Origin of the sequence: Comamonas sp. UBA7528, assembly GCF_002479375.1 — a bacterium.
Taxonomy (GTDB): Bacteria; Pseudomonadota; Gammaproteobacteria; order Burkholderiales; family Burkholderiaceae_C; genus Comamonas.
The window spans coordinates 179966-206604 of record NZ_DLMU01000008.1 but is presented as its reverse complement, the minus strand read 5'-3'; the positions used below and the strand labels follow the sequence as shown (position 1 = coordinate 206604).

General features: G+C 66.5%; 22 protein-coding genes. 13 read left to right on the top strand and 9 right to left on the bottom strand.

The window, feature by feature from the left end; translation table 11 throughout:
- Positions 1 to 55: 55 nt before the first annotated feature.
- The 4 genes from B3349_RS09935 to B3349_RS09920 all read right to left on the bottom strand — a co-directional run bounded on the left by B3349_RS09935 (position 56) and on the right by B3349_RS09920 (position 4991).
- Positions 56 to 460 (bottom strand): group II truncated hemoglobin, encoded by a 405-nt coding sequence (locus B3349_RS09935; RefSeq protein WP_291588467.1) that lies wholly within the window; start codon positions 458 to 460, stop codon positions 56 to 58.
- Between the two features lie 137 nt (positions 461 to 597).
- Positions 598 to 963: a TraR/DksA family transcriptional regulator gene (locus B3349_RS09930; protein ID WP_291588466.1), complete on the bottom strand. Its 366-nt coding sequence runs from the start codon at positions 961 to 963 to the stop codon at positions 598 to 600.
- A 57-nt stretch (positions 964 to 1020) separates the two neighbouring features.
- Complete coding sequence (locus B3349_RS09925) at positions 1021 to 2238, bottom strand: MFS transporter (protein ID WP_291588465.1); 1218 nt, start codon at positions 2236 to 2238, stop codon at positions 1021 to 1023.
- A gap of 233 nt (positions 2239 to 2471) precedes the next feature.
- On the bottom strand, positions 2472 to 4991 hold the full coding sequence (locus B3349_RS09920) for an ABC transporter permease (protein ID WP_291588464.1): 2520 nt from the start codon (positions 4989 to 4991) through the stop codon (positions 2472 to 2474).
- Positions 4992 to 5313: 322 nt separating this feature from the next.
- Here B3349_RS09920 and B3349_RS09915 point away from each other — a divergent pair, with 322 nt between their 5' ends.
- Complete coding sequence (locus B3349_RS09915) at positions 5314 to 6975, top strand: L-lactate permease (RefSeq protein WP_066539352.1); 1662 nt, start codon at positions 5314 to 5316, stop codon at positions 6973 to 6975.
- An 87-nt stretch (positions 6976 to 7062) separates the two neighbouring features.
- Here the strand turns inward: B3349_RS09915 and B3349_RS09910 are convergent, their stop codons facing one another.
- The 5 genes from B3349_RS09910 to apbC all read right to left on the bottom strand — a co-directional run bounded on the left by B3349_RS09910 (position 7063) and on the right by apbC (position 13289).
- The gene (locus B3349_RS09910) at positions 7063 to 8538 is read right to left on the bottom strand and encodes an N-acyl-D-amino-acid deacylase family protein (RefSeq protein WP_291588463.1); all 1476 of its coding nucleotides are present in this window, start codon (positions 8536 to 8538) and stop codon (positions 7063 to 7065) included.
- An 11-nt stretch (positions 8539 to 8549) separates the two neighbouring features.
- Entirely contained in the window at positions 8550 to 9530 is a 981-nt protein-coding gene (locus B3349_RS09905; protein ID WP_291588462.1) for a Bug family tripartite tricarboxylate transporter substrate binding protein, read from the bottom strand.
- A 146-nt stretch (positions 9531 to 9676) separates the two neighbouring features.
- Entirely contained in the window at positions 9677 to 10621 is a 945-nt protein-coding gene (locus B3349_RS09900) for an ornithine cyclodeaminase family protein (protein WP_291588461.1), read from the bottom strand.
- Positions 10622 to 10930: 309 nt separating this feature from the next.
- Entirely contained in the window at positions 10931 to 11902 is a 972-nt protein-coding gene (locus B3349_RS09895) for a LysR family transcriptional regulator (protein WP_291588460.1), read from the bottom strand.
- Positions 11903 to 12197: 295 nt separating this feature from the next.
- The gene (apbC, locus tag B3349_RS09890; protein ID WP_291588459.1) at positions 12198 to 13289 is read right to left on the bottom strand and encodes an iron-sulfur cluster carrier protein ApbC; all 1092 of its coding nucleotides are present in this window, start codon (positions 13287 to 13289) and stop codon (positions 12198 to 12200) included.
- A 146-nt stretch (positions 13290 to 13435) separates the two neighbouring features.
- Between apbC and B3349_RS09885 the strand changes: the two genes are divergently transcribed.
- The 12 genes from B3349_RS09885 to B3349_RS09830 all read left to right on the top strand — a co-directional run bounded on the left by B3349_RS09885 (position 13436) and on the right by B3349_RS09830 (position 26504).
- Positions 13436 to 14011, top strand: a complete 576-nt coding sequence (locus tag B3349_RS09885; protein ID WP_291588458.1) for a restriction endonuclease — start codon at positions 13436 to 13438, stop codon at positions 14009 to 14011.
- Between the two features lie 75 nt (positions 14012 to 14086).
- Positions 14087 to 15358 (top strand): patatin-like phospholipase family protein, encoded by a 1272-nt coding sequence (locus tag B3349_RS09880; RefSeq protein ID WP_291588457.1) that lies wholly within the window; start codon positions 14087 to 14089, stop codon positions 15356 to 15358.
- Positions 15359 to 15432: 74 nt separating this feature from the next.
- A complete protein-coding gene (locus B3349_RS09875; protein WP_291588456.1) occupies positions 15433 to 17226 on the top strand; it encodes a GGDEF domain-containing protein in 1794 nt (597 codons plus the stop codon).
- 264 nt (positions 17227 to 17490) lie between these two features.
- Positions 17491 to 18582, top strand: coding sequence for a transglutaminase-like domain-containing protein (locus B3349_RS09870; protein ID WP_291588455.1), 1092 nt, complete (start codon positions 17491 to 17493; stop codon positions 18580 to 18582).
- Between the two features lie 27 nt (positions 18583 to 18609).
- Entirely contained in the window at positions 18610 to 19167 is a 558-nt protein-coding gene (locus B3349_RS09865; RefSeq protein ID WP_291588454.1) for a TlpA family protein disulfide reductase, read from the top strand.
- 189 nt (positions 19168 to 19356) lie between these two features.
- On the top strand, positions 19357 to 21426 hold the full coding sequence (metG, locus tag B3349_RS09860; protein WP_291588453.1) for a methionine--tRNA ligase: 2070 nt from the start codon (positions 19357 to 19359) through the stop codon (positions 21424 to 21426).
- A gap of 13 nt (positions 21427 to 21439) precedes the next feature.
- Positions 21440 to 21736, top strand: coding sequence for a hypothetical protein (locus B3349_RS09855; protein WP_291588452.1), 297 nt, complete (start codon positions 21440 to 21442; stop codon positions 21734 to 21736).
- 364 nt (positions 21737 to 22100) lie between these two features.
- Positions 22101 to 22457, top strand: coding sequence for a c-type cytochrome (locus B3349_RS09850; RefSeq protein ID WP_083520531.1), 357 nt, complete (start codon positions 22101 to 22103; stop codon positions 22455 to 22457).
- A complete protein-coding gene (locus tag B3349_RS09845) occupies positions 22457 to 23734 on the top strand; it encodes an NAD(P)/FAD-dependent oxidoreductase (protein ID WP_291588451.1) in 1278 nt (425 codons plus the stop codon). The genes B3349_RS09850 and B3349_RS09845 overlap by 1 nt, the downstream gene beginning before the upstream one ends.
- Before the next feature lie 3 nt (positions 23735 to 23737).
- Positions 23738 to 24796: a YeeE/YedE thiosulfate transporter family protein gene (locus B3349_RS09840; protein WP_291588450.1), complete on the top strand. Its 1059-nt coding sequence runs from the start codon at positions 23738 to 23740 to the stop codon at positions 24794 to 24796.
- Positions 24797 to 24828: 32 nt separating this feature from the next.
- A complete protein-coding gene (locus B3349_RS09835; protein ID WP_291588449.1) occupies positions 24829 to 25185 on the top strand; it encodes a hypothetical protein in 357 nt (118 codons plus the stop codon).
- Entirely contained in the window at positions 25164 to 26504 is a 1341-nt protein-coding gene (locus B3349_RS09830) for an FAD-dependent oxidoreductase (protein ID WP_066539371.1), read from the top strand. Before B3349_RS09835 ends, B3349_RS09830 begins: the two co-directional genes overlap by 22 nt.
- The last annotated feature ends 135 nt before the right edge of the window (positions 26505 to 26639 follow it).

The window sequence follows — 26639 nt, the reverse complement described above, 5'->3', positions numbered from 1 at the left end:
GCGTCTCGGCCCCCACCACCGCACCGGTCTGAGCGGCAGCGCCGGGCCACCGGGGTCAGGCGCCTTTGTTGCGCATCCAGTCGGCCGTCTGGGTGAAGCTGGCCTTCAGGCGTTCGCGCAGCGCCGGGTCCAGCTGCACCTCGCCCATGGCTTGGTCCATGCACGCCACCCACTGGTCACGCTCCAGAATGCCGATGGAAAACGGCATGTGGCGCATGCGCAGACGCGGGTGACCAAAGCGCTCCACAAAGTGATCGGGCCCGCCCAGCCAACCGCACAGAAACCAGAACAGCTTGTCACGCGCGTCTTCCAGCGTGCTGCCGTGGGCGGCACGCAGCTCGGCATAGGCGGGCTCCAAGTCCATCAGGTCATAGAAACGGTCCACCAGGCGGCGCACGGCGGGCTCGCCTCCTATCCATTCGAAGGGGGTGGCAAAAGCGGGTTGGTCGTCAGAAGACATAAAAGCAGAACACGGAAAGCGCCCCAGGCCGCGCACGGCGCACAGGGCTGAAAAGGGCAATGGGAAAACGCCGCAGGCAGTGCTGCCACGCCGCACAGGATTCCCGACCCCTTGGAGTGTAGGCCCTGCCCTGCGGGCTACTTCTCAAACTGGGACTGGCAGGCGATGCAGCGTGCCGCCGCCGGGTGGGCCAGCAGGCGCGGCACGGCAATGGCCTTGCCGCAGGCTATGCACAGGCCATAGCTGCCCTCCGCCATGCGGGCCAGTGCCGCGCGCACCAACACCAGCTCGTCGTGGTCGCGCCGGGCTTCGGCATCGCTGAGCACCTCGCCTGTCAGGCGCTCCGCCTGTTCTTCCGGGTCATCCACCACCCGGTCATCCGGATCGGACGCCTGGCGCAGGTGGCTGTGCTGCACGGCCTCCAGTTCCTGCAACAGCACTTCCTTGCGATCCTCCAGGGTCGCTCGCAGTTGCTCACGTTGGGTGGCGTTCAAGGTGGTCATACCGTTCAGCATGCCACGATGGCTGGCTCCCGGTGCGGCTTTTTTCACGTAGGACACCTACGTGGTGTGCCCCGCCGCAGGGGCCTTCCAGCCCAGGATCAGCAAGGCCCCGCCGGCCAGCAGCGACAGTGCCAGCGTCAACCCGAAGGCAGCGGATCCCCACCACTGCATGCACCAGCCAAAGCCCCAGGGAGCCAGCGCCTGGGCAAAGCGCCCGGGCGCATGGATCCAGCCCATCTGCCGGCCGTAACCCGCCGGGCCGTACAGCTGCAACGGCAAGGTGCCCCGGGCAATGGTCAGCACACCATTGCCCGCTCCGTGCACCACACCAAACACCGGTGCTGCCTTGTTGCCCAGCCCCCACAGCAGCAGCACGGCGGCCGCATGGGCCAGTGCGGCCAGCCGCGCCGACCACAGCGGCGAAGCACTGCGCAAGGCCACAAAATCCAGCAGCCGTGCGGCAACCTGGGAGGGACCTATCAACGCCCCCACCATCACGGCCTCGCCCAGACTCAGGCCCTGCAGCTGCAGCAACTGGGGCAGGTGCGACGCTACGGCACTGGTGACGAAACCGCAGGCCGCAAAGGCAAAGGCCAGCAAGGCCGTGACGCGCCAGGGCACGGCGGTGGGGGATGCGGAAGTGTCGGCAGGCGCGGGCACCGCAGTCTGCGCATCCGCCGCCACGTCCGCAGCCCGCACGCCGCGCCTCGGCAGGCAGGCGGCCAGCGGCAGGCCCAGCAACAGGTGCAGCGCCGCCCAGGCCAGGCAGGCTTCACGCCAGCCCCAGGCTGCAGCCATCCATGCCGACAGCGGCCAGCCCACGGTGCTGGCAAAGCCGGCAATCAGCGTCACGCCGGTGATGGCCGTCTTGGCGTCACGCCCCCGGATCCGCACGATGGTGGCAAACGCGCCTTCGTACAGCCCCAGCGCCATGCCCACACCCAGCCACAGCCAGGCAGCCCACAACCAGGCCAGCGAAGGCGCCCAGGCCAGCGCCGCCAGGCCCAGAGCAAAGACGATGTGGCTGCCCCCCAGCACCTGGCGGCCACCGCGCTGGTCGATCAGCCGCCCGGCCTTGGGCCCCAGCAGCGCCGTCACCGCCAGCGCTGCGGAAAATGCAGCGAACACGGCAGGCGGAGCCACAGCCAGATCGGCCGCCATGGCCGGCGCCAGCACGGCGGGCAGGTAGACGCTGGAAGCCCAGGACAGCGTCTGGGTGCTGCCCAGCAGCAGCACCAATGTCCGGTTGTTCGCCCTGTCCCCGCCCTGTGCCATGGCCTGCCCCGCTGCGTTGCAGCGCCTGATCTTGGAAATGTGAATGCCCCGTGCAGGGCTGACGGGGCATCTTAATCAGTGCCACCCCAGCGATGGAGCTGACCGCTGCTGCGGCTGGCAAACCGGCGACAGCACCGGGCAGTGCCGAGGCCGCATACGCGCCAGGCTGCCCCAGGCACATTGCAGCCGTGGCAAGCCGCTGCACCCCACGCCCTGCGGGCCTGCGCAAATGGCTATTGGGCTTCGCGCAGCGTGGCCATCACCGGGCGGGTGAGCACCTCACGCAGACCCCACCAGCCGGCAGCCAGTGCCAGCACGGCCCCTGCCAGGGCACCGGCCAGCGGCACCCAGAGCGGCGCGGTCCAGCTGAATTCAAACACCCAGCGCGCCAGCGCCCAGCCCACGGCCACGGCCACGGCGCTGGCCAGGGCACCAGCCAGCAAGCCCACACCGGCCAGCTCTGCCCGCTGCACCTGCCGCAGCAAGCCGCTGTGGGCTCCCATGGCGCGCATCAGCGCGTATTCGTGCGCCCGCTCCTCGCGGGTGGCCGTGACGGCAGCAAACAACACCACCAGCCCTGCTGCCAGCGTGAAGGCGAACAGGAACTCCACCGCCCGGATCACCTGGTCCAGCACGCCCTGCACCTGGGCGATGGTGGCGGCCATATCCACATTGGTGATGTTGGGGAAGTCGCGTACCAGAGCGTTGTCAAAGCCTTGGATGTCCGGCGCGCGGTAAGCAGCCAGATAGGTGGTGGCCACGCCTTCGAGCTGTTCGACCGGGAACATCACAAAGAAGTTGGCCCGCATGCTGCCCCAATCCACCTTGCGCAGGCTGGTGATGCGCGCTGCATGCCGCACTCCGCCCACATCGAAGGTCAGCTGGTCGCCCAGCTTCAGCCCCAGGGTCTTGGCAATGCCCTCTTCCACGCTGGCACCATCGGTCTCACCGGGCGTCCAGCGACCGGCGGTGATGGGGTTGTGCGCCGGCGCCTGCAGCGCGTTGGATAGATTGAACTCCCGGTCCACCAGGCGCTGTGCGCGCTCCTCGGCGTAATCGGCAGGGCCCACGTCACGGCCATTCACCTGTACCAGCCGGCCGCGGATCATGGGATACCAGTCATAGCGCTCTACACCACCGCGCTGCAGCGCGGCCTGGAAGTCCTGCGCCTGCTCGGGCTGGATGTTGATGACAAAGCGGTTGGGCGCATCCGGCGGCGTGGCGGCGCGCCAGCTGGCCACCAGATCGGTACGCAACAGCACCAGCAGCACCAGGGCCAACAGGCCCACGGCCAGGCTGCTGATCTGCACCACCGCATAGCCCGGCCGGGCCGACAGCTGTCGCGTGGCCAGCACCAGCCAGCGCGGTGCCGTGGCCTCATTGACCAGACGGCGCAAGACCCATACCGCCAGCCAGCCCAGGCCCGCAAACAACAGCGTGGCGGCGGCAAAACCGCCCACGGCGATGCCGCCCAGCTTGGCGTCCTGGCTGACCGCCATCAGGAGGGCGGCAAACCCGGCCACCCCCACGGCCAGCACCCCTAGCGATGCGGACCGCAGCGCCCCCAGCTCGCGCCGAATCACGCGCAGCGGTGGCACCTGGGCCAGCTGCAACACGGGAGGCAGGCCAAAAGCCAACAGCAGCGTGAGCCCCATGCCCAAACCAAAGGCCACGGGCCAGCCGCTGGGCGCAGGCAGGCCGGCCTCGACCAGGCCCGCCAGCAGCCAGACGAACACATGGTGCACACCCCAGCCTATTGCCACGCCGATGGCGCTGGCCACCAGTCCCACCAGCGCAAACTCCAGCGCATAGGCGGCAGCAATGCGGCGCTGCGGCAAGCCCAGCACGCGCAGGAGCGCGGCAGCATCCAGGTGGCGGCCGGCAAAGCTGCGCGCCGCCAGGGCCACGGCCACGGCCGACAGCAACGCGGCCAGCAGCGCCACCAGGCTCAGAAACTTCTCGGCCCGCTCCAGCGTCTGCTTCATCTCGGGGCGGCCGCTGTCCATGGCTTCCACCCGCAGTCCGTGGTGTGCAGCTTTCTCGACCTCCGCCCTGGCCCAGCGGGCATAGGCATCGATGGTGCTTTCGGCATCGCCGGCCACGGCCAGCCGGTAGGTCAAACGGCTGGCAGGCTGCACCAGCCCGGTGGCGGGCACATCGGCAGCGTGGACCATCACCCGCGGCGCAAAGGCCATGAAGCCTGCGCCCCGGTCAGGCTCCACCGTCAGGATGCGGGCGATGCGCAGGCTGGCGTCGCCCAGCAACAGGCTGTCGCCCACATTCAGATTCAAGGCGGCCAGCAGCGGGGCCTCGACCCACGTGGTGCCAGGGGCGGGAATGTCCCGCGTCACACTTCCGGGCTGCTCGGGGCCCTGCGCAGTCTGCAACTGTCCGCGCAGCGGATAGCCGGCATCCACCACTTTCAGCGCCACCAGCTTGGCCGCGCCGCCATTGGCATCCGGTGCCCGGCCCATGGTGGGAAAGCTGAGCGTCTGCACCGTGCGCATGCCCCGCTGGCGGGCCTGTTCGGCAAACACCGCAGGCGGTGCGTTGTCGCTGACCACCACCACATCACCACCCAGCAACTGGCGCGCATCGCGCTGCAAGCCACCTTCCAGCCGGTCGGCAAAAAATGCCACCGATGTGAGCGCCGCCACGGCCAGCGCCACGGCAATCACCAGCAGGCGCAGCTCGCCCGCACGCGCGTCACGCCACAGCGTGCGCCAGCCCAGTTGCAAAAAACCCATGTGCATGGCACGCACGATAGCGCATGCCCCCATAACCCCAGCCGCCGCTGCGCACCCGTGCGGCGGCGGCCCACAGCGTCCCAAACTGTCGCGCGGGCGTCAGTCCTGGGCGCCTGCAGCGCATTCCGAAGTCATTGCCCACACCAGTTCCGCACCGCATTGCTGACAACCGACTGTCCACATGCCACTTGCAGATTGAAGGTATTTATGACGGTTTTGAAATTTTCTTCAGGATGACAAAACCCAGGGTTTCCACTAGACCTTGAAAACAGGCCACCGATGACCATTGCGCCCGCAACAACTTAGATAACTTGGGAGCGTTTCAATCATGGTTTGGCAACAAATCTATGACCCGATGGGCAACATGTGGATTTCCACGCTGTTGGCAGCCATTCCGGTCGTGGTCATGCTGGTGGGTCTTGGCTTTCTGCACATGAAAGCCCATATTGCGGCGGGCGCCGGCCTGGTGGCCGCACTGCTGATTTCCGTCTTTGTGTACAACATGCCCGCCGACATGGCCGGCCGTGCCGCGCTGTTTGGCGCGTTCACCGGCCTGCTGCCCATCGGCTGGATCGTGCTGAACATCATCTTCCTGCACCAGCTGACCGAGCAAAACGGCAGCTTCAAGGTGCTGCAGGACTCCCTGTCCGGCATCACGGAAGACCGCCGCATCCAGCTGCTGCTGATTGCTTTCTCGTTTGGTGCGTTCTTTGAAGGCGCGGCAGGCTTCGGCACTCCCGTGGCCGTGACCGCCGCCATCCTGATCGGCCTGGGCTTCTCGCCACTGGCCGCTTCGGGCCTGTCGCTGATCGCCAACACCGCTCCCGTGGCATTCGGCGCGCTGGGCACGCCAGTGATCACGCTGGCCAAGGTGCACGGCTACGACCTGATGGAAGTGACGGCCATGATCGGCCGCCAGTTGCCCTTCTTCTCGGTGCTGGTGCCTTTCTGGCTGATCTGGGCCTTTGCCGGCCGCAAGGCGATGTGGGAAATCTGGCCCGCCATCCTGGTGGCCGGTGTGTCCTTCGCCATTCCGCAATACCTGGTGTCCAACTTCATGGGCCCCGAGCTGGTGGACATCATCGCCGCACTGGTCTCCATCGCCTGCCTGGTGGGCTTCCTGCGCGTGTGGAAACCCAAGAACATCTGGACCTCGGCTGCCATCCGCGGCAAGGACATCAGTGCTTCGGAAGCCAAGCCGCCCCAACCTCGCGTGCAGCACAGCAAGAGCGCACTGATCGCCGCCTGGACCCCCTGGGTCATCCTGTCGGTCTTCGTGTTCATCTGGGGCATGCCTCCCGTCAAGGCCTGGCTGAACAGCCTGTTCGCCCCCGCCTTCCCGATGGTTGGCCTGCACAACCTGATCGAGAAGATGCCCCCCGTGGTGGCAGGTCCGACCAAGGAAGGCGCGGTCTACACGCTGAACCTGCTGTCGGCCACCGGTACCGCCATCCTGTTGGCTGCGATCGTCAGCGCCTTCGTGATGAAGTACAACCCGGTCGCCATCGTGCGCACCTTCTTCAAGACCATCTGGCTGGTGCGTTTCTCGCTGCTGACCATTGTGCTGATGCTGGCCCTGGGCACGCTGACACGCTACTCCGGCACCGACACCACCTTGGGTCTGGCCTTTGCCAATACCGGCGTGTTCTATCCCTTCTTCGGCACCTTGATGGGCTGGCTGGGCGTGGCGCTGACCGGCTCGGACACCGCTTCGAACGTGCTGTTCGGCGGTATGCAGAAGGTGGCTGCCGAGCAACTGGGCCTCTCGCCCAACCTGATGGGCGCTGCCAACAGCTCCGGCGGCGTGATGGGCAAGATGATCGATGCACAGTCCATCGTCGTGGCCTCCACCGCCACCCGCTGGTTCGACCGTGAAGGCGACATCCTGCGCTATGTGTTCTTCCACTCGATCGCCCTGGCTTGCCTGATGGGTCTGTTCGTGACGCTGCAGGCGTATGTCTGGCCGTTCCACCTGATGGTCGTCCACTAAGCACCTGGCTTGCACCAGGCAAAAGGCCCATGCGCACTGCATGGGCCTTTTTTTATAGCCTGCAACCGCAGGCTGCGGGCAAGGGCTTCAGGCGGCAGCCACTGTGCGCGCCAGCACCCGGCCCGGGCGGGCTCCGGTGCAGGCCTGCGCCTGGTAGACCGGCTGGCCGTTGACCAGCACCCATTCAATGCCCTCTGCCGCCTGCTTGGGCTGCTCGTAGCTGGCACGGTCCCGCACGGTGACCGGGTCGAACACCGTCAGATCGGCGAAACAGCCTGGCGCCACCTGGCCGCGTTGCGCCAGACCGAAGACACTGGCCGTCAGTCCCGTCATCTTCCACACCGCCGTTTCCAGCGGGAACAGGCCCACGTCGCGGCTGTAGTGGCCCAGCACGCGGGGGAAGGTGCCCCACAGGCGCGGGTGGGGCTGCTCCCCTGTGGGAATGCCATCGGAGCCGATCATCGTCGGCTCGAACGCCAGAATGCGCTGCACATCTGCCTCATCCATGCTGAAGTAGATGGCGCTGGCCGGCTGCAGGCGCGCCGAAGCCTCAGCCCGCGAAACGCCCCACAGCGCGGCAATATCCCCCAGCTCCTGGCCGCGCATTTCCGGATGGCTGCCGCTGGAAGCAATCACCACCTTGCCCTGCAGGCGCTCTTCCTCCAGGTGCAGCATGGTGGAGCTGGCGTTGTAGGGGTAGCAGTCCAGCGCCACGCACTGGCACTGCATCTGCTCGGCAATGCGCGCCAGCGTGGCCGTCGACTGGCCGAAGTTGGGCTCGCGCATCAGCTTGTGGTGCGAAATCAGCACCGGCGTCTCCACCGCCTCGCCAATCGCAAAGGTTTCCTCGATGGAGGCCATGCAGCCCTCGGCCTCGTTGCGCATGTGCGTCACATACAGTGCCTGGCGAGCCCCCAGCGGGCGCGACACGCCAATCACTTCCTCGGTGCTGGCCGCCGCTGAAGGCGGGTAGTAGGTGCCGGTGGACATGCCCACGGCACCCGCGTCCAGGGCTTCCTCCAGCAGGACCTGCATGGATTGCACTTCCGGCCCGGTGGCACTGTGCCCCAGATCGTCCATGCTCAGCACGCGCAGATTGGCATGGCCCACCATGGGAACCACATTCACGGCGGCGGGCTGGGCCTTCAGCGCATCGACATAGCCTCGGAAAGTGGGAAAGCTCAGGCTGCCGTCACCCAGCAGGTTCAGCGGTGCGGGCAAGGCCTGCCCCGCGCGCATGGGCGCCAGGCTGATGCCGCAGTTGCCGGTGACCACCGTGGTCACCCCTTGCGAGACCTTGAAGACCATGTCCGGCTGGCACAGCACCGCGTGGTCGTCGTGGGTGTGGGCATCGATGAAGCCGGGCGCCACGATCTTGCCCCGGGCATCGATGCGCAGCCGTGCCGGCTGCCCCTGCAGGTCCCCCAGTGCCACGATGCGGTCACCGATCACCCCCACATCGGCCCTGAAGCGCGGGCGTTTGCTGCCGTCTATGACTTCGCCTCCTTCGATCAGTACATCCCAGATGGCGTCAGGCAAGGCTTGTTCCGGTTGCAGTTCCATGTGCAAGGTCCTTAATCGATGCGCGCGCCGCTCTTGCGCACGATGTCCTGCCAGGTGCCGCGCTCGCTGCGCACCAGCTCGGCAAAGGCCTGTGGCGTGCCCCCCAGCGGCACAAAGGCGATCTTGGCCAGTTGCTCACGCACCTCGGGGTCGGCCAGCACCGCATTCATTTCCTGGTTGACGCGCTGCACCGCCTCGGCAGGGGTGCCAGGCGGCATCACCAGCCCGCCCCAGGCGCGCACTTCGAACTGGGGCAGCCCGGATTCGGCCACCGTGGGCAGATCGGGGAAGGTGGCCAGGCGGGTACGCGAGGTCACCGCCAGGGCATGCAGGCGCTTGCCCTGCACCATGGGCCCCACGGAGGCGATGTTGTCGATCAGAAAGTCCACATTGCCGGCGACCAGGTCATTGATCGCCTGCGGAGCGCCCTTGTACGGCACATGCAGCGCCTGGATGCCGGCCTGCACCTTGAACATTTCGGCCCCCAGGTGGCCCGACGTGCCGTTGCCGCCCGATGCAAAGGTCAGCTGTCCCGGATGCTGTTTGGCGTAGCCCACCAGCTCCTGCACCGTCTTCACCGGCAGGCGCGGCGACACCACCAGCAGGCTGTGGGTGGACACCAGGCCGATCACCGGCAGCAGCTTGGCTGGGTCATAAGGCAGGTTGGCGAACAGAAACTGGTTGGTGGCCAGCGTGGCATTGTTGGCATAGCCCAGGGTGTAGCCGTCGGGCACGGCCGTCATCAAGGCCTGCATGCCGATGTTGCCGGCGGCACCCGGACGGTTGTCGACCACCACGGCCTGGCCCAGGCGCTTGGACAGGGCATTGCCCAGCAGCCGGGTGACGATGTCCGGGCTGCCGCCTGCCGCCGAAGGCACGATCACGCGCAGCGGCTTGCTGGGCCATTCAGCGGCCTGGCTGGCCAGGCACCAGCTCCAGGCCAGGGTGGCAACAGCGGCCACGGTGGTGCGACGCAGAACCTGATTTTTCATGGGAAGACTCCGAGAAGGGGGATGGGAGGGAGAGAAAGACGAACCACTGGAAAACGCGCGCAGCATTCCTCCTGCCCGACAACCATCGGGCACAGGGCGTCAAGGGAATGCAGCACCGCAGCAGCGCTGCGGTCACGCCGCCGCGCTCAGGCGCCGGTACGGCCGCTGGCAGCCTGCCAGGCGCTGTAGGCGGCCACCACATCGGTCAGGCCAATACCCACCGACTTGAACACCACGATGTCCTGCGCGCTGCGGCGCCAGGGTGTCTCGCTGCGGTAGAGCTGGGGCAGGTCCACCACATCGGCCTCCGTCAGCACCCCGGCCAACAGGGCCTGCACCACTTCGCCGGCTTCGACCAGGCTTTGCGGCTTCCATTCCACCAGCAGCCGCCCGGCGCGGCGGAACGTGGCATCGTCCAGCTCCGAACCATTCGGCAGGCTGGTGCCCATGGCCACCACCACGGCCCCGGGCTTGAGCCACTCGCCGTCCAGCACGGGCTTTTTGGAGCGGGAAGCCGTCACCACCAGGTCGGCATCGGTCACGGCGGCCTGGGGCGTGCACAGCTGGGCATCGACCCCCAGGCGCTGGCCAAAGGCCTGCACCCAGGCGGCATCGCCCGCAGGGTCGACAAAGCACACCTGCTGCAACGCGAATTCTTCGCACAACACCTCGGCCTGGGTACGGCCTTGCAGGCCGGCACCAAACACCGCCAGCTTGCGAGGAGCCGGGATGCCGGCCGTGGCCTTGCGTGCCACCAGACGGGTCAGCGCGGCCGTGCGAAACCGTGTCAGCTCATTGGCTTCCAGCACAGCCAGCGGCTTGCGCTGGGCGGTATCGAACAGGTTCACCAGAAAGCTGAACTGCCCATCCACGGTGATGTAGGACTTGACGGCCGCGGCATGGCGCGCCTGCCAGATGCCGCCCATATTGCTCAGCTTGGCAGCGCCGCAGTCGATGCGGTGGCGCGCCTGCACCGCAGCTTCGCCTTGCGCCAGATCAGCAAAGGCGGCATCCAGCGCGTCCACCAGCGGACCGTGCTGCAGCAAGGTGCCGACTTGGGCGTCGGTGATCAAAGGAAGACCCTGGGACATTTTCAATCCAACTTTCTATCGCACATCAACCAGCGGACATCGGCAGGCAGAAGCGGTCGATGCAGACTTCATGCCCGGAACCCGGTAAGCCGCGAATTTATGGCATGGCCAATGCGCTGGGCAAACCAAAGATTCTCATTGCAGCATCAATTGAATTCATGCATCCCTGTCTGGTGCGTGACACGCCGTTTCCCGCAAAAAGACCGCCCCAGCGTGGCTCAAGGCACAGCCGCAGCCTGTGCACTGCAGCATTCAATGCACCAAATCAATGCATACCCGGTGACACCTCCTCCGGCGCAAGTGCTCTGATCAAGGGATGGCCGTTGGCGGGCGGATGCTGTCCATCCATGCACAGAACTTGCGCAGCGCAGGCTGACCGCTTTTCCAGCGGGGAAAGCGCAGGTAATAGGCCTTGGAGGATGTCCAGGACACCTCGGACAGCCGCTGCAGCTGTCCCGTCTGCACTGCCGCATCGGCAATGTAGCCGGGCAGCAAGGCCACCCCCAGGCCTGCGATCGCGCCGTTGAGCGCCATGGACAGCAGGTCATAGCGCGAGCCCCGTGCGCAGTGTTCCAGCTGCACCTGCTGCGCCAGCCCCGCGGCCTCCAGCCAGCCGGGCCAGGCTTCCATCAAGGTGTTCTGGTGGATCAAGGGCACGGTCTGCAGCAGCTGCGCCAAGGGCTGTCCGGCATGCTCCGCCAGCAGCAAGGGGGCGCCATAGGGGTGCACCACCACATCGGCCACCTTGTGCGCGCTGAGCTCCGGCGTGGCACCAGGGCTGAATTCCACCGCCGCATCGTGGCGCATGCTGGAGAAATCGACCTCGCCGATGTGCATGGAGATGTTCAAGGTCACCTCCGGGTGCTGGGCCAGAAAGCCGCCCAGGCGCGGCAGCAGCCAGTAGGTGCCAAAGCTGGAAGCCGTGCTCAGGTTCAGCATGCCGCCTTGCACGCCCTGCATGCGGATGCTCTGGGTGGCCCGCTCCAGCTGTTGCAGCGCCAGCAGCACATCATTCCAGTACGCCCTTCCGCAAGGCGTCAGCACCAGACCGCTGCGCTTGCGCTCGAACAGGGGCACGCCCAGGTCTTCCTCCAGCTTCAGTATCTGGTGGCTGACGGCGCCTTGCGTCAGATGCACCTCCTGGGCGGCGCGGGTGAAAGAGCCCAGTCGGGCGCTGGCGTCCAGGCAGCGCAAGGCCGTGAGACTGGGAATGCCCCGCCCCACGCCCACAGACGAAACCGTGGGTGTGGCGGGCAATGGGCGCAGAGGATCAGAGGTCATGGCATGCGGGAGAGAGGTCTGCACCGGCAGTCACCATGCTCCGGCTTCAGCCCCAACTTTAGAGCGGCTGACACAACCCAGCAAACCGTAGGTTGGCGGTCGAGATGGGGCGTGAGGCCGCAGACCATACACCCGGTATGGCAAGGCGAAACAAGGACGCATCGAGGGTGGTGTGAGTCGCTCTTGCGGCCTGCCCGTGCGGCTCCCGCCGGGCAGCGGGCACAAAAAAACCGGCGCGGGATGCGTCCCTGCGCCGGTCGGAGCATGGCACCGCCAGGTGCCTGGCCTGTGTCGGTCAGGTGTTCTGGCTTACCGTGATGGAGGGGAACTTGGCCGAGAAGTCCTTGGCCTTCTGCGCCACCTTCACCGCCACGTCGCGTGCCAGCTTCTTGTAGATCTGGGCGGCCTCGCTGTCCGGAGACGCGACCACCGTGGGCGTGCCACTGTCGGCCTGCTCACGGATCTGCATGGACAGGGGCAGCGAGCCCAGGAAGTCGATGTGGTAGTCGGCCGCCATCCGGGCGCCGCCGCCGTTGCCGAAGATGTGCTCCACATGGCCGCAGTTGCTGCAGACATGCATGGCCATGTTCTCGACCACGCCCAGAATGGGCACGCCCACCTTCTCGAACATCTGGATGCCCTTCTTGGCGTCCAGCAGGGCAATGTCCTGCGGCGTGGTGACCACCACGGCGCCGGTCATCGGCACGCGCTGGCTCAGGGTCAGCTGGATGTCACCGGTGCCGGGCGGCAGATCGATGATCAGATAGTCCAGGTCTTTCCAGTTGGTCTGGCGCAGCATCTGCTCCAGCGCCTGCACCGCCATGGGGCCACGCCAGATCATGGCCTGGTCGTTGTCCACCAGCAGGCCGATGGACATCACCTGCACGCCATGGTTGATCTTGGGCTCCATGGTCTTGCCGTCGGAACTCTCCGGCTTGCCGGACACGCCCAGCATCATGGTCTGGCTGGGACCGTAGATGTCGGCATCCAGCACCCCCACGCGCGCGCCTTCGGCGGCCAGCGCCAGCGCCAGGTTGGCCGAGGTGGTGCTTTTGCCCACGCCGCCCTTGCCCGAAGCCACGGCGATGATGTTCTTCACGCCCGGCAGCAGCTGCACACCGCGCTGCACCGAATGCGACTGGATCTTGGTGGCAATGTTGACCGAGACATTGTCCACGCCCGCCACCGTCTTGGCGGCCGCAATGAAGGCGCGGCGCAGCTCGGGCACCAGGCTCTGGGCGGGGTAGCCCAGTTCCACATCAAAGGCGACATCCCCACCGCTGATCTGCACATTGCGCACGGCACGGGTGCTGACAAAGTCTTTGCCGGTATGGGGGTCCTGGACGCTGGTCAGCGCCGCCAGCAGGCTGGATTCGGTGAGTGACATTCTTCTGGAGGTTCGAAGGGGAACGTTTGTTGTACGTATGGGTCGATTAGTCTATCGAAGCACAGCACCCCCTGCGCATGCGGGAGAATCTCCGGCTTCCGTTCGCGCATTCCCCGACGACAAAGGTCCCCTCCGTGAAGTTCCAAATGGCCCCCAACTCCCTGTTCGCCATCCTGCTGCGCTCGCGCTGGTGGATCAGCTTTGCCATCACCGGGGCCATCGTGCTGCTGGCCCTGGCCCTGCTGCCGCCGGACTACAAGCTGGTGGGCGCACTGGGCGCCACGCCGTTCTTCGCCGTGGGCATCGTGGCCCTGGTGCGGCAGCTGAACGCCCCCAGCCCGGCGCGCGTGCAGGCCTTGCTGGACCTGGCTGCAGCCCAGAACTGGAGCCAGTTCTCCGCCACGCTGGAAGCGGCCTGGAAGGCCGAGGGCTATACCGTGCAGCGCATCGGCAGCCCGGCCGCCGACTTCCGACTGGAACGCCAGGGCAAGACCGCCCTGGTCTGCGCCAAACGCTGGAAGGCCGCCCACCACGGCGTGGAGCCGCTGAAGCTGCTGGACAACGCCCGCAGCGCCGAAGGCCTGCAGGACGCGGTCTACATTGCCCTGCAGCCGCTGCACGACAACGCCCGCGCCTTTGCCCGCGACCAGAACGTGGTCGTGCTGCAGGACAGCGATCTGGCCGGGCTGCTGTCCAAGGCCAAGTCCCCGCCCTCCGCCTGACATTCCCGCTGGCACCAAACGCTGGGGGATGCCCGCACTGTCATCCCCCCTCCCCGGCGCCATACTGTGCAGGCCATGCCTGCCATTCCTCCTTCACCGAAGTACGCGCTACCGACGACCGCCTTGCTGTTGTCCGGTGGCGGTGCGCGCGCGGCCTACCAGGTCGGCGTGCTGGAAGCCATTTCCGATCTGCGCCGGGCCTGCTACGCCCACCACACGCCCAACCCCTTCGGCGTACTGGCCGGCACCTCGGCAGGTTCCATCAACGCCACGGCCCTGGCCTGCGGAGCCGACCACTTTGACCTGGCCGTGCAGCGCCTGGCAAGCCACTGGCGCGCCCTGGATGTAGGCAGCGTCTACCGTGCCGACCACCCCAGTCTGCTGCGCACCGGCATGCACTGGCTGGGCATGCTGGCGCTGGGCTGGGCCCTGCCCAGCCGCCGCCGCATGCGCCCCCGCTCCCTGCTGGACAACAGCCCGCTGCGCCAGCGTCTGCAACATCTGCTGCCCATGCACCGCATCCCCGCCCTGCTGGACCATGGCTACCTGCACGCGCTGGCCGTCACCGCATCCAGCTACACCACGGGCGAGCATGTGACGTTCTTTGATACCCGGGTCGAGCTGGAGCCCTGGAAGCGCTCCCAGCGCAGTTCGCGCCGTACCACGCTGACCCACGAGCATCTGCTGGCCTCGTCGGCCATTCCGTTCGTGTTTCCCGCCAGCCCGCTGCCACACCATGCCCCACAGGAATACTTTGGCGATGGCGCCATGCGCCACACGGCACCGCTGTCCCCGGTGATCCATCTGGGGGCCCAGCGCGTGCTGGTGGTGGGTGCAGGCCGCATGTGGGAACAGCCGTCCATGGCGCCGCTCCCGCCGGCCAACTACCCCAGCCTGGCACAGATGGCCGGCCATGCGCTGTCCAGCATCTTTCTGGACACCCTGCCACTGGACGTGGAGCGCGCCCTGCGTATCAACCAGACGCTGTCGCTGATCCCCGAAGCCGAGCGCGCCCGCAGCAACCTGCGGCCGCTGGAACTGCTGGTCATCAACCCCAGCGACCGTCTGGACAGACTGGCGGCCGCCCACCTCCCGGCCTTGCCGCAGGGCATGCGCAACCTGCTGCGCGTGCTGGGGGTGGACAGCCAGCACCCCGAAGCCCAGAGCACAGCCCTGGCCAGCTACCTGATGTTCACCCCCTCCTACATCCACGCACTGATGACACTGGGCCGCGCCGACACGCTGGCCAAGCGGGAAGACGTGGTGCGGTTTTTCGGCTGGCACGATCGGGGTGTTGCAGTTCCGCTGCACCACAACCTGGCCCGGCACCGAGGCTTACCGCTGTAACCAGGCTTTTGTCACCACAATGCGATGTTTTCCGGCGGTGGCTGCGTCGTCGGCCCGCCCCGCCTTTCCTTGCCATGCCCGACTCCCCCGCCCCTGCCCCTCCCGCTGCTGCTACGCCGGTCTCCACCAAGTCCTGGAACAACACGCTCAAGCTGAGCCTGCTGCTGCCCTATGTGGGCCTGATCGTGCTGCTGACCGCGACCATCGGCGGCATCACCTACTGGGCCGGTGCCCGTACCGTGTCATCACTGACGGAGCGCATGCTGCAGGAGATGGTGAACCGCATCGGCCAGTCGGTGGTACACCATGTCAGCGGCTCCGGTGCGGTGCTGGAGGCCGTCTTCCCCACCGGCATGCCTGCGCCGGACCGCATCGAAGACGGGTGGGCCGATCTGCGCACCCGCCTGTGGGCCGCCACCACGCTGCACCCCAGCACCAATGACTATGTGTACTACGGCAATCTGCGTGGGCAAGGCGCAGGCCTGAAGCGTTTGCACGACCATGCGGCCGAGCTACGGATAAAAACCGAATCGACGGCCCACCGGCGCTATTTCCGGCTGGAACAGATCGATGGCGAAGAGCAATTCCTTTTCACGGAAAAAGGGCTGTTCGATCCCCGCACACGGCCCTGGTTCCAGCAAGCCCAGGCGTCCCCCAGTCACACCTGGACCTCGGTCTACATCGACTTCAGCGCGCACGATCTGGTCGTGACGCGCGCACGCCGTGTGCTCGACACCCGCGGCGAATTCCAGGGCGTCGTGGCCACCGATGTGTCGCTGCTGGCCCTGAACCGCTTTGTCAATGAACTGGGCAACAGCGTGCAGGGACGCGCCTTCATCATCGAACCCAGCGGCGATCTGGTGGCGGCCTCGGGCATGGCCAATGTGCGCCAGAAGGAAAACGGGGAGATGGAGCGCATTTCCGTGCACAGCGTGGACGATCCGCTGATGGAGGGCGTGTACAAGGAAATTCGCCATCTGTTCAACGTGCCGGCCCGCGACGATGAATCCTCCGTGGCCGGCAAGACCATGCACATGCAGGACAGCCAGGGCAATAACCTGCTGGTGGCGTACCGCCGCGTGCTGGACGGTGCCGGCATGAACTGGGTGGCCGTGGTGGCCGTGCCCCGCACCGCCATGCTGGCCGATGTGTCCAACCTGGTGGAGATGGTGACCATCGCGGGGGTCTTGGCACTGGCCTGCGCCCTGATCATGGGCATGCGCGTGTTCGGTAAGGTGGCAGACGAGGTGCACCAGCTCTCGGAAGCCGTGCGCAGCATGGGCCAGGGGGCCATCGACACCCCCATCGATTCGCGCCGTACCGATGAACTGGGTGATCTGGCACGCACTTTCCAGGGCATGCGCCAGGAACTGTTCACCGACCGCCTCACCGGCGTGTCTAACCGCAGCGCCCTGCAGCATGTGCTGGCCGCGCTGACGGCAGGCGATGCCGCATCGGCCCAGCCTTTCGCCTTGCTGTTCATGGACCTGAACCTGTTCAAGGCATTGAACGACCGTTGGGGCCATGACAACGGCGACCGCGCACTTGCCGAAGTGGCGCAGCGCCTGCGCCAGCAGGTGCGTGCAGCGGACCATGTGGCCCGCTTGGGCGGCGATGAGTTCGTGGTGGTGCTGCGCGGCGTGGCAACACCGGAAGTGGCGCACGCGCTGGCCGACAAGCTGGTGGCCGCGCTCAGCGCCCCCTTGACCACGCTGGAAGGCATTCCCGCCGGAGAAATCGTCCATCTGGGCGCCTCGGTGGGGATTGCCCTGTACCCGGCGGATGGCAAGGATGTGCAGACCCTGCTGCGCCAGGCCGACCAGCAGATGTACCAGGACAAAGCCCGGCGCGGGGCACCTGCACGCTAGCTGCAAACCGGACGGTCGCATTCCTGCAAGGGTGATCCCGTACGGCACCGCCGCAGCCGGCGGCCCGGTGCTACGATCGCGCCACTCTTGCAGGTCCTGCAGTGCGGAACGATGGATGTGGCCCTGGCGTGAAGCCCGGTTGCACCGTGGCCCTCCGGCGACCGTGCAACCTTGCGCCTTGGAGGTGGTCGTGCTGTGACACCCCATTCAGCCAGGCGGGATGTGCAAGTGTTTTGATTACCACCACTTGTGAGGGACCTTCACATGCAACGCCGCCAATTTATCCAACTCTCCACCATTGCTGCATCGGCCGGCAGCTTTGGCTCCGTCTTCGCCGCCGTCTCCGGCACGACCGCCGGATGGCGCAATTTCGAGATCACCACCACCGTCGATCTGAGCGAGAAGACCGCCCAGTCCAAGGTGTGGATCCCTGTGCCCGCGGCCGAACTGCCGGGCTACCAGCGCACGGTGGACGTGTCCTTCAACGCCCCCGGTGCCACCAAGGCCGAGTTGTACCGCGTCCCCGGCTCCGATGCCCGCATGATCGCCGTGCAATGGGCAGATGCCAGCGCGGCCCACACCGTGGAAGTGACCAGCCGCATCGCCGTGCTGGACCGCGCCACCGACCTGGGCAATGCCGGCACCGCCCGCAAGCTGTCGGCCGCGCAGCTGCGGCCCTACCTGCAGCCCACTTCGCTGGCACCGCTGGACGGCATCGTCAAGGAAACCGCCGACAAGATCCAGGCCGAAGCAGGCAAGCCCCAGGATGCCGTGGGCAAGGCCCGCGCCATTTATGACTGGATGGTGGCCAACTGCACACGCAACGGATCCGTGGCCGGTTGCGGTACGGGCGATGTGCGTTACACGCTGACCAGCGGCAATCTGTCCGGCAAGTGCGCCGACCTGAACGGCCTGTTCACGGCCCTCTCGCGCGCCAGCGGCGTCCCAGCCCGCGACGTGTACGGCGTGCGTGTGGACGATTCTGTGCACGGCTTCAAGAGTCTGGGCAAGAGCGGCGACATCTCCAAGGCGCAGCACTGCCGGGCCGAGTTCTACGCCGACGGCTACGGCTGGGTGCCTGTCGATCCCGCCGACGTCGCCAAGGTCGCGCTGGAAGAGCAACCCGGCGGCCTGCCCAAGGATGCCCCCAAGGTGCGCGCTGCCCGCGCCATGCTGTTCGGCGGCTGGGAAGGCAACTGGATGGCCTACAACACGGCCGCCGATGTGCGCCTGCCCGGTGCGGACAAGACCGTGGGCTTCTTCATGTACCCCCACGGCGAAACCGCCCAGGGCCGCCTGGACAGCCTGGACCCCGCGCACTTCGCCTACCGCATCACCTCCAAGAAGCTGGCCTGACCGGCCCTTGCTGACACGGTGCACCCCATGCCCCCCAACCGCCGCCGCTGCCTGCAACTGCTGGCCGGTGCCTTGGGGGGTACCTGGGGCGGCCATGCCCTGGCCCGTGAAGCCGCTGCGTCGCCGCCTGCCCAGGTTGTGGGTCGGCTGGCGCCCTGGCCTGCCCGCCAGGCCACGCCGGCCCTGAAAGCCCTGGCGCTGGACGGGCACAGCCGCAGCCTGCCGGACTTCGCGGGCGCCCCCCTGATTCTCAATTTCTGGGCCACCTACTGCGCGCCTTGCCGCCTGGAAATGCCCCAGTTCAACCAGTTGCTGGTCCGCCACCAGGCCCAGGGCCTGCGCGTGCTGGCCGTCAACCACGGCGAAATGCCGGCACGCGTGCTGCAATTTCTGCAGACCGTGCCTTTCCACGGCGATGTGCTGCTCGACCGCAGCCAGACCCAGTTGCCTGCCTGGGGCGGCATGGCCCTGCCCACCAGTTTTGTGATCGATGCCCAGGGCCGAGTGCGCTTCTGGCACATGGGCGAAATCGACTGGCTGGGCGCGGACGTGCAAGCCGCGCTGCAGACGGTACTGCAGGGCTGAGCCCCCGGCGCCTGCCGCACCCCCACACCAGAATCCCCGTGCGACCGGCCCGCGCCACAAACGCCTAGAATTGGCCGGTTCTGGTGCGCCGCGGGGCGCAGACGGCTGGCAACAGCCGTCCACGTGACCAGAACCGGTGCCCGGCCTCCTGCCGTGCGCCCCTCAGCGATCAGAAAGTTCCGCAACCCTATGTCTCAACGAAAGTTATTCGTCACCACCGCCCTGCCGTACGCCAACGGCAACTTCCATATCGGCCACATCATGGAATACATCCAGGCCGACACCTGGGTGCGTGCGCAGCGAATGCAGGGCAATGCGGTCAACTTCGTGGGTGCCGATGACGCCCACGGCGCTCCCATCATGATTGCCGCCGAAAAGGCCGGCAAGACGCCCCAGCAGTTCGTGGCCGACATCGCCGCCGGCCGCAAGCCCTACCTCGACGGCTTTCACATCGCCTTCGACAACTGGAGCAACACCGACAGCCCGGAAAACCACGCGCTGTCCAAGCAGATCTACCTGGACCTGAAGCAGGCCGGCTTCATCGAAACCCGCACCATCGAACAGTTCTTCGACCCCGAGAAGAACATGTTCCTGCCCGACCGTTTCATCAAGGGCGAATGCCCGCGCTGCCACGCCAAGGACCAGTACGGCGACAACTGCGAAGTCTGCAGCTCGGTCTACGCACCCACCGACCTGATCAACCCGTTCTCGGCCCTGTCCGGCGCCACGCCCGTGCTCAAGACCTCGGAGCACTTCTTCTTCAAGCTATCCGACCCGCGCGCCGTCGAGTTCCTGACCGAGTGGACGCAGGACGGCAAGCATGTGCAGCCCGAAGTGGCGGCCAAGATCAAGGAATGGTTCGGTGTGCGCACCAACCCCGATGGCTCGACCAGCGAAGGCCTGGATGACTGGGACATCAGCCGCGATGCGCCCTACTTCGGCATCGAGATCCCCGATGCACCGGGCAAGTACTTCTATGTGTGGCTGGACGCGCCCGTGGGCTATCTGGCGTCGCTCAAGGAACTGCTGAACAAGCGCGGCGAGGACTACGACGCCTACATGGCCGATCCCGACCTGGAGCAGTACCACTTCATCGGCAAGGACATCATCACTTTCCACACACTGTTCTGGCCTGCGATGCTGAAGTTCAGCGGCCGCAAGACGCCGACCCGGATCTGCGTGCACGGCTTCATGACCGTCAACAACGGCGAGAAGATGAGCAAGAGCCGCGGCACCGGACTGGATCCGCTGAAGTACCTGTCCCTCAAGATGAACCCCGAGTGGCTGCGCTACTACCTGGGTGCCAAGCTCAACGGCCGCAACGAAGACATCGACTTCAACCCGGAAGACTTCATGCTGCGGGTCAACTCCGATTTGATCGGCAAATACGTCAACATCGCTTCGCGCGCTGCCGGCTTCATCAGCAAGCGCTTTGAAGGCAAGCTGGGTGCGGTCAGCGAAGACGGCCAGACCCTGCTGGCAGCGCTGCGCGAGCAAAAGGACGCCATCGTGGCCGCCTACGAGGGCCGCGACACGGCCCGTGCGGCCCGTGAAATCATGCTGCTGTGCGACAAGGTCAACAGCTACGTGGATGCCAACAAGCCCTGGGAACTGGCCAAGCAGGAAGGCATGGACGCCCGCCTGCAGGATGTCTGCACCACCTGCATCGAAGCCTTCCGCCTGCTGACGATTTACCTCAAGCCCATGCTGCCTGCCGTGGCCACGCAGGTCGAAGCCTTCCTGAACGTGCAGCCGCTGCAGTTTGCCGATGCTGCCACCTTGCTGGGTGCCGGCCATGGCATCGGCAAGTACGAACACCTGATGCAGCGCGTGGTGGTAGAGCAGCTCGACGCCCTGTTCGAGCCACCCGCAGCCCCCGTGGTGGAAGCGGTGAAGCCCGGTGGCGAAGAAATTGCGCCCACCATCACCATCGATGACTTTGCCAAGATCGACCTGCGCATTGCCAAGATCGTCGAATGCAAGGCCGTGGAAGGTTCGACCAAGCTGCTGCAGCTGACGCTGGACGCCGGCGAAGGCAAGATGCGCAATGTGTTCAGCGGCATCGCCAGCATGTACCGCCCGGAACAGCTGGAAGGCAAGCTGACGGTGCTGGTGGCCAATCTGGCACCGCGCAAGATGAAGTTCGGCATCAGCGAAGGCATGGTGCTGGCCGCCAGCCACGCGGACGAGAAGGCCGAGCCCGGCATCTATGTGCTGGAGCCCTTCCCGGGCGCCCAGCCGGGCATGCGCATCGGCTGATGCCCAGACCCTGATGCGCTTTCCGCCCATCACCCAGCCCCTGCGGTCCCTGGCCGCCGGGGCTTTTTTCTGTGCGCTGCTACCACTGTCCGGCTGTACCGTGATCGCCGTGGCAGGCACGGCCGTCAGCGTGACGGCCGGTGCCGTGGGTCTGGCGGCCGACGCCGCGATCGGCACGGCCAAGATCGTCGGCAAAGGCGTGGGCAAGGCCGCCGATGCGCTGATGGACGACGACCCGCCCGACACCTCCGGCGTGAACGTGCACTACCGTGACGCAGTGGCCCCGGTGGCATCGGCCCCACAACAGTGATTCCACAGCGCTCCAGCGCTCCACAGACAAACAGCGTGCTGCGCCGCCCCATGCTGCAGCGGATGCCATGCCATTCACTGCCTGTACACACCAGCGCCGGCACGGCCAAGCACATTGCAGCGGCATAAATAAATAACCAATAACTTCCTGTAACAGTGCTCCGTTATTGGCCGCTGTGCCGCTGCGTCTGTTCCTAGAATCCGCCCACCCACCGCTTTGCTTGCGGCGGGCGACAAGGCCGCGAGAGCCTGCACCCTGGGTGCCACCGCGTCCCCCTGTCGCCAGGAAGTCCGAGCAGCCAGGCTTTTCCCTAGGATGCGAAAGCCTGCGATGGTGTTGCCCCACAGACTCTTCAGGAGACCCCATGCCTCTTGCATTTCGCTCTTCCCGAGCCCCCCGTGCTGTCCTGGCGCTCTGGCCCGTGCTGGCCCTGACGACGGCATTCCACGCCCAGGCCGCCACCGACGCACCCGCCCCCCTGCGTGCCCAGGATGTGGCGGTGCTCGCCGCCACCTGCGCCAACTGCCACGGACCCGACGGCCGTTCGACGGGCGGCATTCCACAGCTGCGCGGTGTGGGCGAGGCCCATCTGCTGCAACGCCTGCAGGCCTTCAAGGCCGGCACCGCCAAGGATGCCACCGTGATGACCCGCCTGGCCAAGGGCTACGAAGACGAACAAATCAAGGCGCTGGCCGCATGGTTCAGCAAGGAGGGCAAGTGATGCAATTCAACCGTCGTCAAATGCTGGGCGGTGCCGCAGCCGGCGTCACCAGCCTGGCCCTGCCGTCCATCGTCCGCGCCCAGGCCGCATCCGCCCATGTGGTGGTGATCGGCGGCGGCTTTGGTGGCGCCACCGCCGCCCGCTACCTGCGCCAGCTGGCCCCCCAGCTGCGTGTCACGCTGGTGGAGCCTGCCGCACGCTTTTACACCTGCCCCTTCTCCAACCTGTACCTGGCCGGCCTGCGCAGCTGGGAGAGCATCGGCCACAGCTATGACGGGCTGCGCAAGGCCGGCGTGCACGTGGTCCACGCCCGCGCCGACCATGTGCTGACCGACACCCGCCGGGTGCTGCTGTCCAACGGCCAGGCGCTCTCTTACGACAGGCTGGTGCTTTCGCCCGGTGTGGACATGCGCTGGAACGCGCTGGAAGGCTATGACGAGGCTGCTTCGCAGCTGGCCCCCCATGCCTGGAAGGCGGGCCCGCAGACCCAGTTGCTGAAGAAGCAGCTGGAAGCCATGCCCGATGGCGGCAAGTTTGTGATGGTCATCCCCGCCAACCCTTTCCGCTGCCCGCCCGGCCCCTACGAGCGCGCCGCCATGGTGGCCCACTACCTCAAGCAGCACAAACCAAAGAGCAAGATCCTGCTGCTGGACGACAAGGACGCCTTCTCCAAGCAAGGGCTGTTCATCCAGGGCTGGAAGGCGCTGTACGGAGACATGATCGAGTGGGTCAAGCAGTCCGACGACGGCAAGGTCACCCGCGTGGACGCCAAGAACCTGGAAGTGGAAACCGCCTTCGGCACCAAGCACAAGGCCGATGTGCTGAACGTCATCCCGCCCCAGAAAGCCGGCTTCATCGCCGACCGCGCTGGCGTGACGGACGCCAGTGGCTGGGTGCCCGTCAAGGCCGGGTCGTTCGAATCCTCCAAGGTGCCGAACGTCTATGTGCTGGGCGACGCCACCATCGCCGCCCCCATGCCCAAATCAGGCTTTGCCGCCAACACCCAGGGCAAGGTGGCCGCTGCGGCCATTGCGGCCGAGCTGACCGGCCAGCCATTGCCCGCCGCCTCATACGCCAACACCTGCTACAGCCTGATCGGCAACGACTACGGCATCTCCGTGGCAGGGGTCTACCGCGCCCAGGAAGGCAAGCTGATCGAAGTGCCCAACTCCGGTGGCGTGAGCCCGCTGGATGGCAATGCCGCCTTCCGCAAGGCCGAGGCCGACTACGGCTCGGCCTGGTACAAGGCCATCAGCACCGACATCTGGGACCGCTGATCCATGCCGCCCACCACCCAGCTGGCTGCCGCATTCGCTTTGGGCTGCGCTTTTGGTCTGGCCGCACGGCTCAGCCGCTTCTGCCTGCTGCGCGGCCTGCGCCAGGCGCAGGGGCTGGATGGAGATGTCGCACGCGGCAGCGCGCCGGCGCTGCAGGCATTTGCGCTGGCCCTGGCGGTGGCGTTGCTGGGCACGCAGGCCCTGGTCTGGGCCGGCCAGCTGGACTGGAGCCAGGCGCCCATCGTGCGCACGCAGTTCTCGCTGCCCGGCGTGCTGCTGGGCGGTGCGCTGTTCGGTGTGGGCATGGTGCTGGCACGCAGCTGCGGTGCGCGGGCCCTGGTGCTGCTGGGGGGCGGGAATCTGCGCGCACTGGTCACGCTGGTGTTTCTGGGCCTGGCAGCCCAGGCCACATTCACCGGCGTGCTGGCGCCACTGCGCCAGTGGTGGCAGAACCTGGGTGCGGTGGCGCTGGAACACAGCACCCTGCCAGCGTTCCTCTCCGCAGCGGACGGAAACAGCACCACGGCCATGGCGCTGTGCACCGCCCTGCCAGCGGCTGCGCTGCTGGCGTACGCGATGTGGAACCCCGCTCTGCGCCGCAGCCCGGTGCAGTGGCTGGGGGCCGCGGCCATCGGCGCCCTGGTGGCCGCTGGCTGGTGGATCAGCAGCCATGTGGGGGTGGACCCGTTCGAGCCCACACCCACCACATCGCTGAGCCTGATTGCGCCGGTGTCCGAAAGCCTGCTCTACCTGCAACTGGCCGTGGGACGCGACTTCAGCTGGGGCCCGGCCCTGGCCGCCGGCATTCTGGCCGGTGCCGCAGCGGGCGCACTGCTGGACCGCAGCGCCCGGTGGGAGGGGTTTGACAGCACGCCACGCCTGGTGGCGTCGGCACTGGGCGGCACCTTGATGGGCCTGGGCGGGGTGCTGGCGGCTGGCTGCTCCATAGGCCAGGGCCTGAGCGGGCTGTCCACCCTGGCCGTGGCCAGCCTGCCCGCCGCAGTCGGGATTGTGCTGGGTGCCTGGCTGGCACTGCGCCTGCTTCCGGCCACCTTGCGCTAAGTGAGTGCACTCTCACGTCGCACCACTGCGGCATGCGCACCACAGCGGTGCGGTACCGTCCGGTCGCTGTCCTAGAATCCGCGCATCAGACAGTGCTGTATGTGCCGCGTGACGGCTGTGACGGATCCCCGGATACCGTCTGCCTGCCCAGCCTTGCCAGGGTGTTCCACCCTGCGCCCACCGACCACATTCCCCTGCTGACGCCTTCGCTGATCGCATCGGCGCTGGCTGCCGCCGCCAGACCCCTGGCTGCTGCTGCGCTGGTGCGCGGCGGTGTCTCCGGGGCGCCTGGAACCGGGCTGGCTGCCGGGCTGCTGCGCTGCCTTTTGGTCTGCGTCATTCTTTTTCTTTTGCAAGGTCCCGCCACATGCAACGTCGCCACTTTCTGACCCGTCCGCCCGTCATGGCGGCTGCCGCCATCGCAGCGCCTTCGCTGGCCCTGGCAGCACCAGCCATCCTGACACCCCAGTCGCGCATCCTGCCCCGCCAGGGCAAGGGCCCGCGCATCGTGATCTGCGGCGGCGGCTGGGGCGGCATGACGGCGGCGCGCTACCTGCGCGAGCTGATGCCGACGTCCGAAGTGGTGCTGCTGGAGCGCAATGCGACCTTCTGGTCCGGCCCGATGAGCAACAAGTGGCTGATCGACATCGTGAACACCGATTTCGTCAACCGCGACATGCTGCACCCTGCCAACAAGTACGGCTACACGCTGCTGCAGACCGAGGTGACCGGCTTCGAGCGCGACCAGAAGCTGGTGCGCACCAGCCATGGCCTGATCGAATACGACTTCCTGATCCTGTCGGGCGGTATCCGCAACGACTACGAAGCCTGGTTCGGCAACGACCAGCGCGCCATTGAATACACGCGCACGCACTTCCCCAACGCCTACATCCCCAACCAGGAGATGCTGTCGCTCAAGAGCAAGGTCAAGAACTTCAAGGGCGGCACGCTGGTGATGACCCTGCCACCGCCGCCGCACCGCTGCCCGCCCTCGCCCTACGAGCGCGCCTGCCTGATTGCCTGGCACATCAAGAAGAACAAGATCCCCGGCAAGATCCTGATCCTGGATCCCAAGCCCAAGATCGCCCCCATCAGCATGGGCTACCAGCAGGCCTTCGAAGAGCTGTATCCGGACATCATCACCCACGTGCCCAATGCGCGTGTGCAAGAGGTCGACCCCTTCAACAAGAAGATCAAGACCGCCGCCGGCGAATTCAAGTTCGATGATGCCATCCTGATGCCGCCGCACCAGGCGGCCGACATGGTCTGGCAGGCCGACCTGATCGGCAAGGACCCGGCCACCGGCAAGCCCACCGGCTGGGCCGATATGCACAACCGCCTCTACCATGCCAAGACCGACGACCGCGTCTACTTTGTGGGCGACCTGATGGGTGCCATCTCGCCCCAGTTCGGCCACTACCCCAAGAGCGGCCACGTGGCCAACTACATCGGCAAGATCGTGGCCAAGAACATTGCCCAGCGCGTGGCCGGCAAGGAAGTCACGCCGCTGCTGCCGGACAACCTGTGCTACATGATGGTCAACGGGGATCCGCAGGAAGAAATCTCGGTCAAGTTCGAGTACGAAGTGGACGCCGCCAGCGGCAATGTGATCCAGCACCAGATCGACATGGACGTGCGCACGCCCGATCTGGTCAAGGAAGACTTTGCCTGGATCAACAGCAAGTTCAGCGACTTCCTGGGCGTGTAAGCCCTCCGGGCGGGCGTGCCCGCCCGCTGCACCCAAGGGGAACGTCGCACTGCTGCGGCGCCCCTCCTGCCCGGGCTCCGATGGGATTCCGCCCGGTCTTTTGCATAGCGACCGATAGCAAAAAAGGTAAACCGA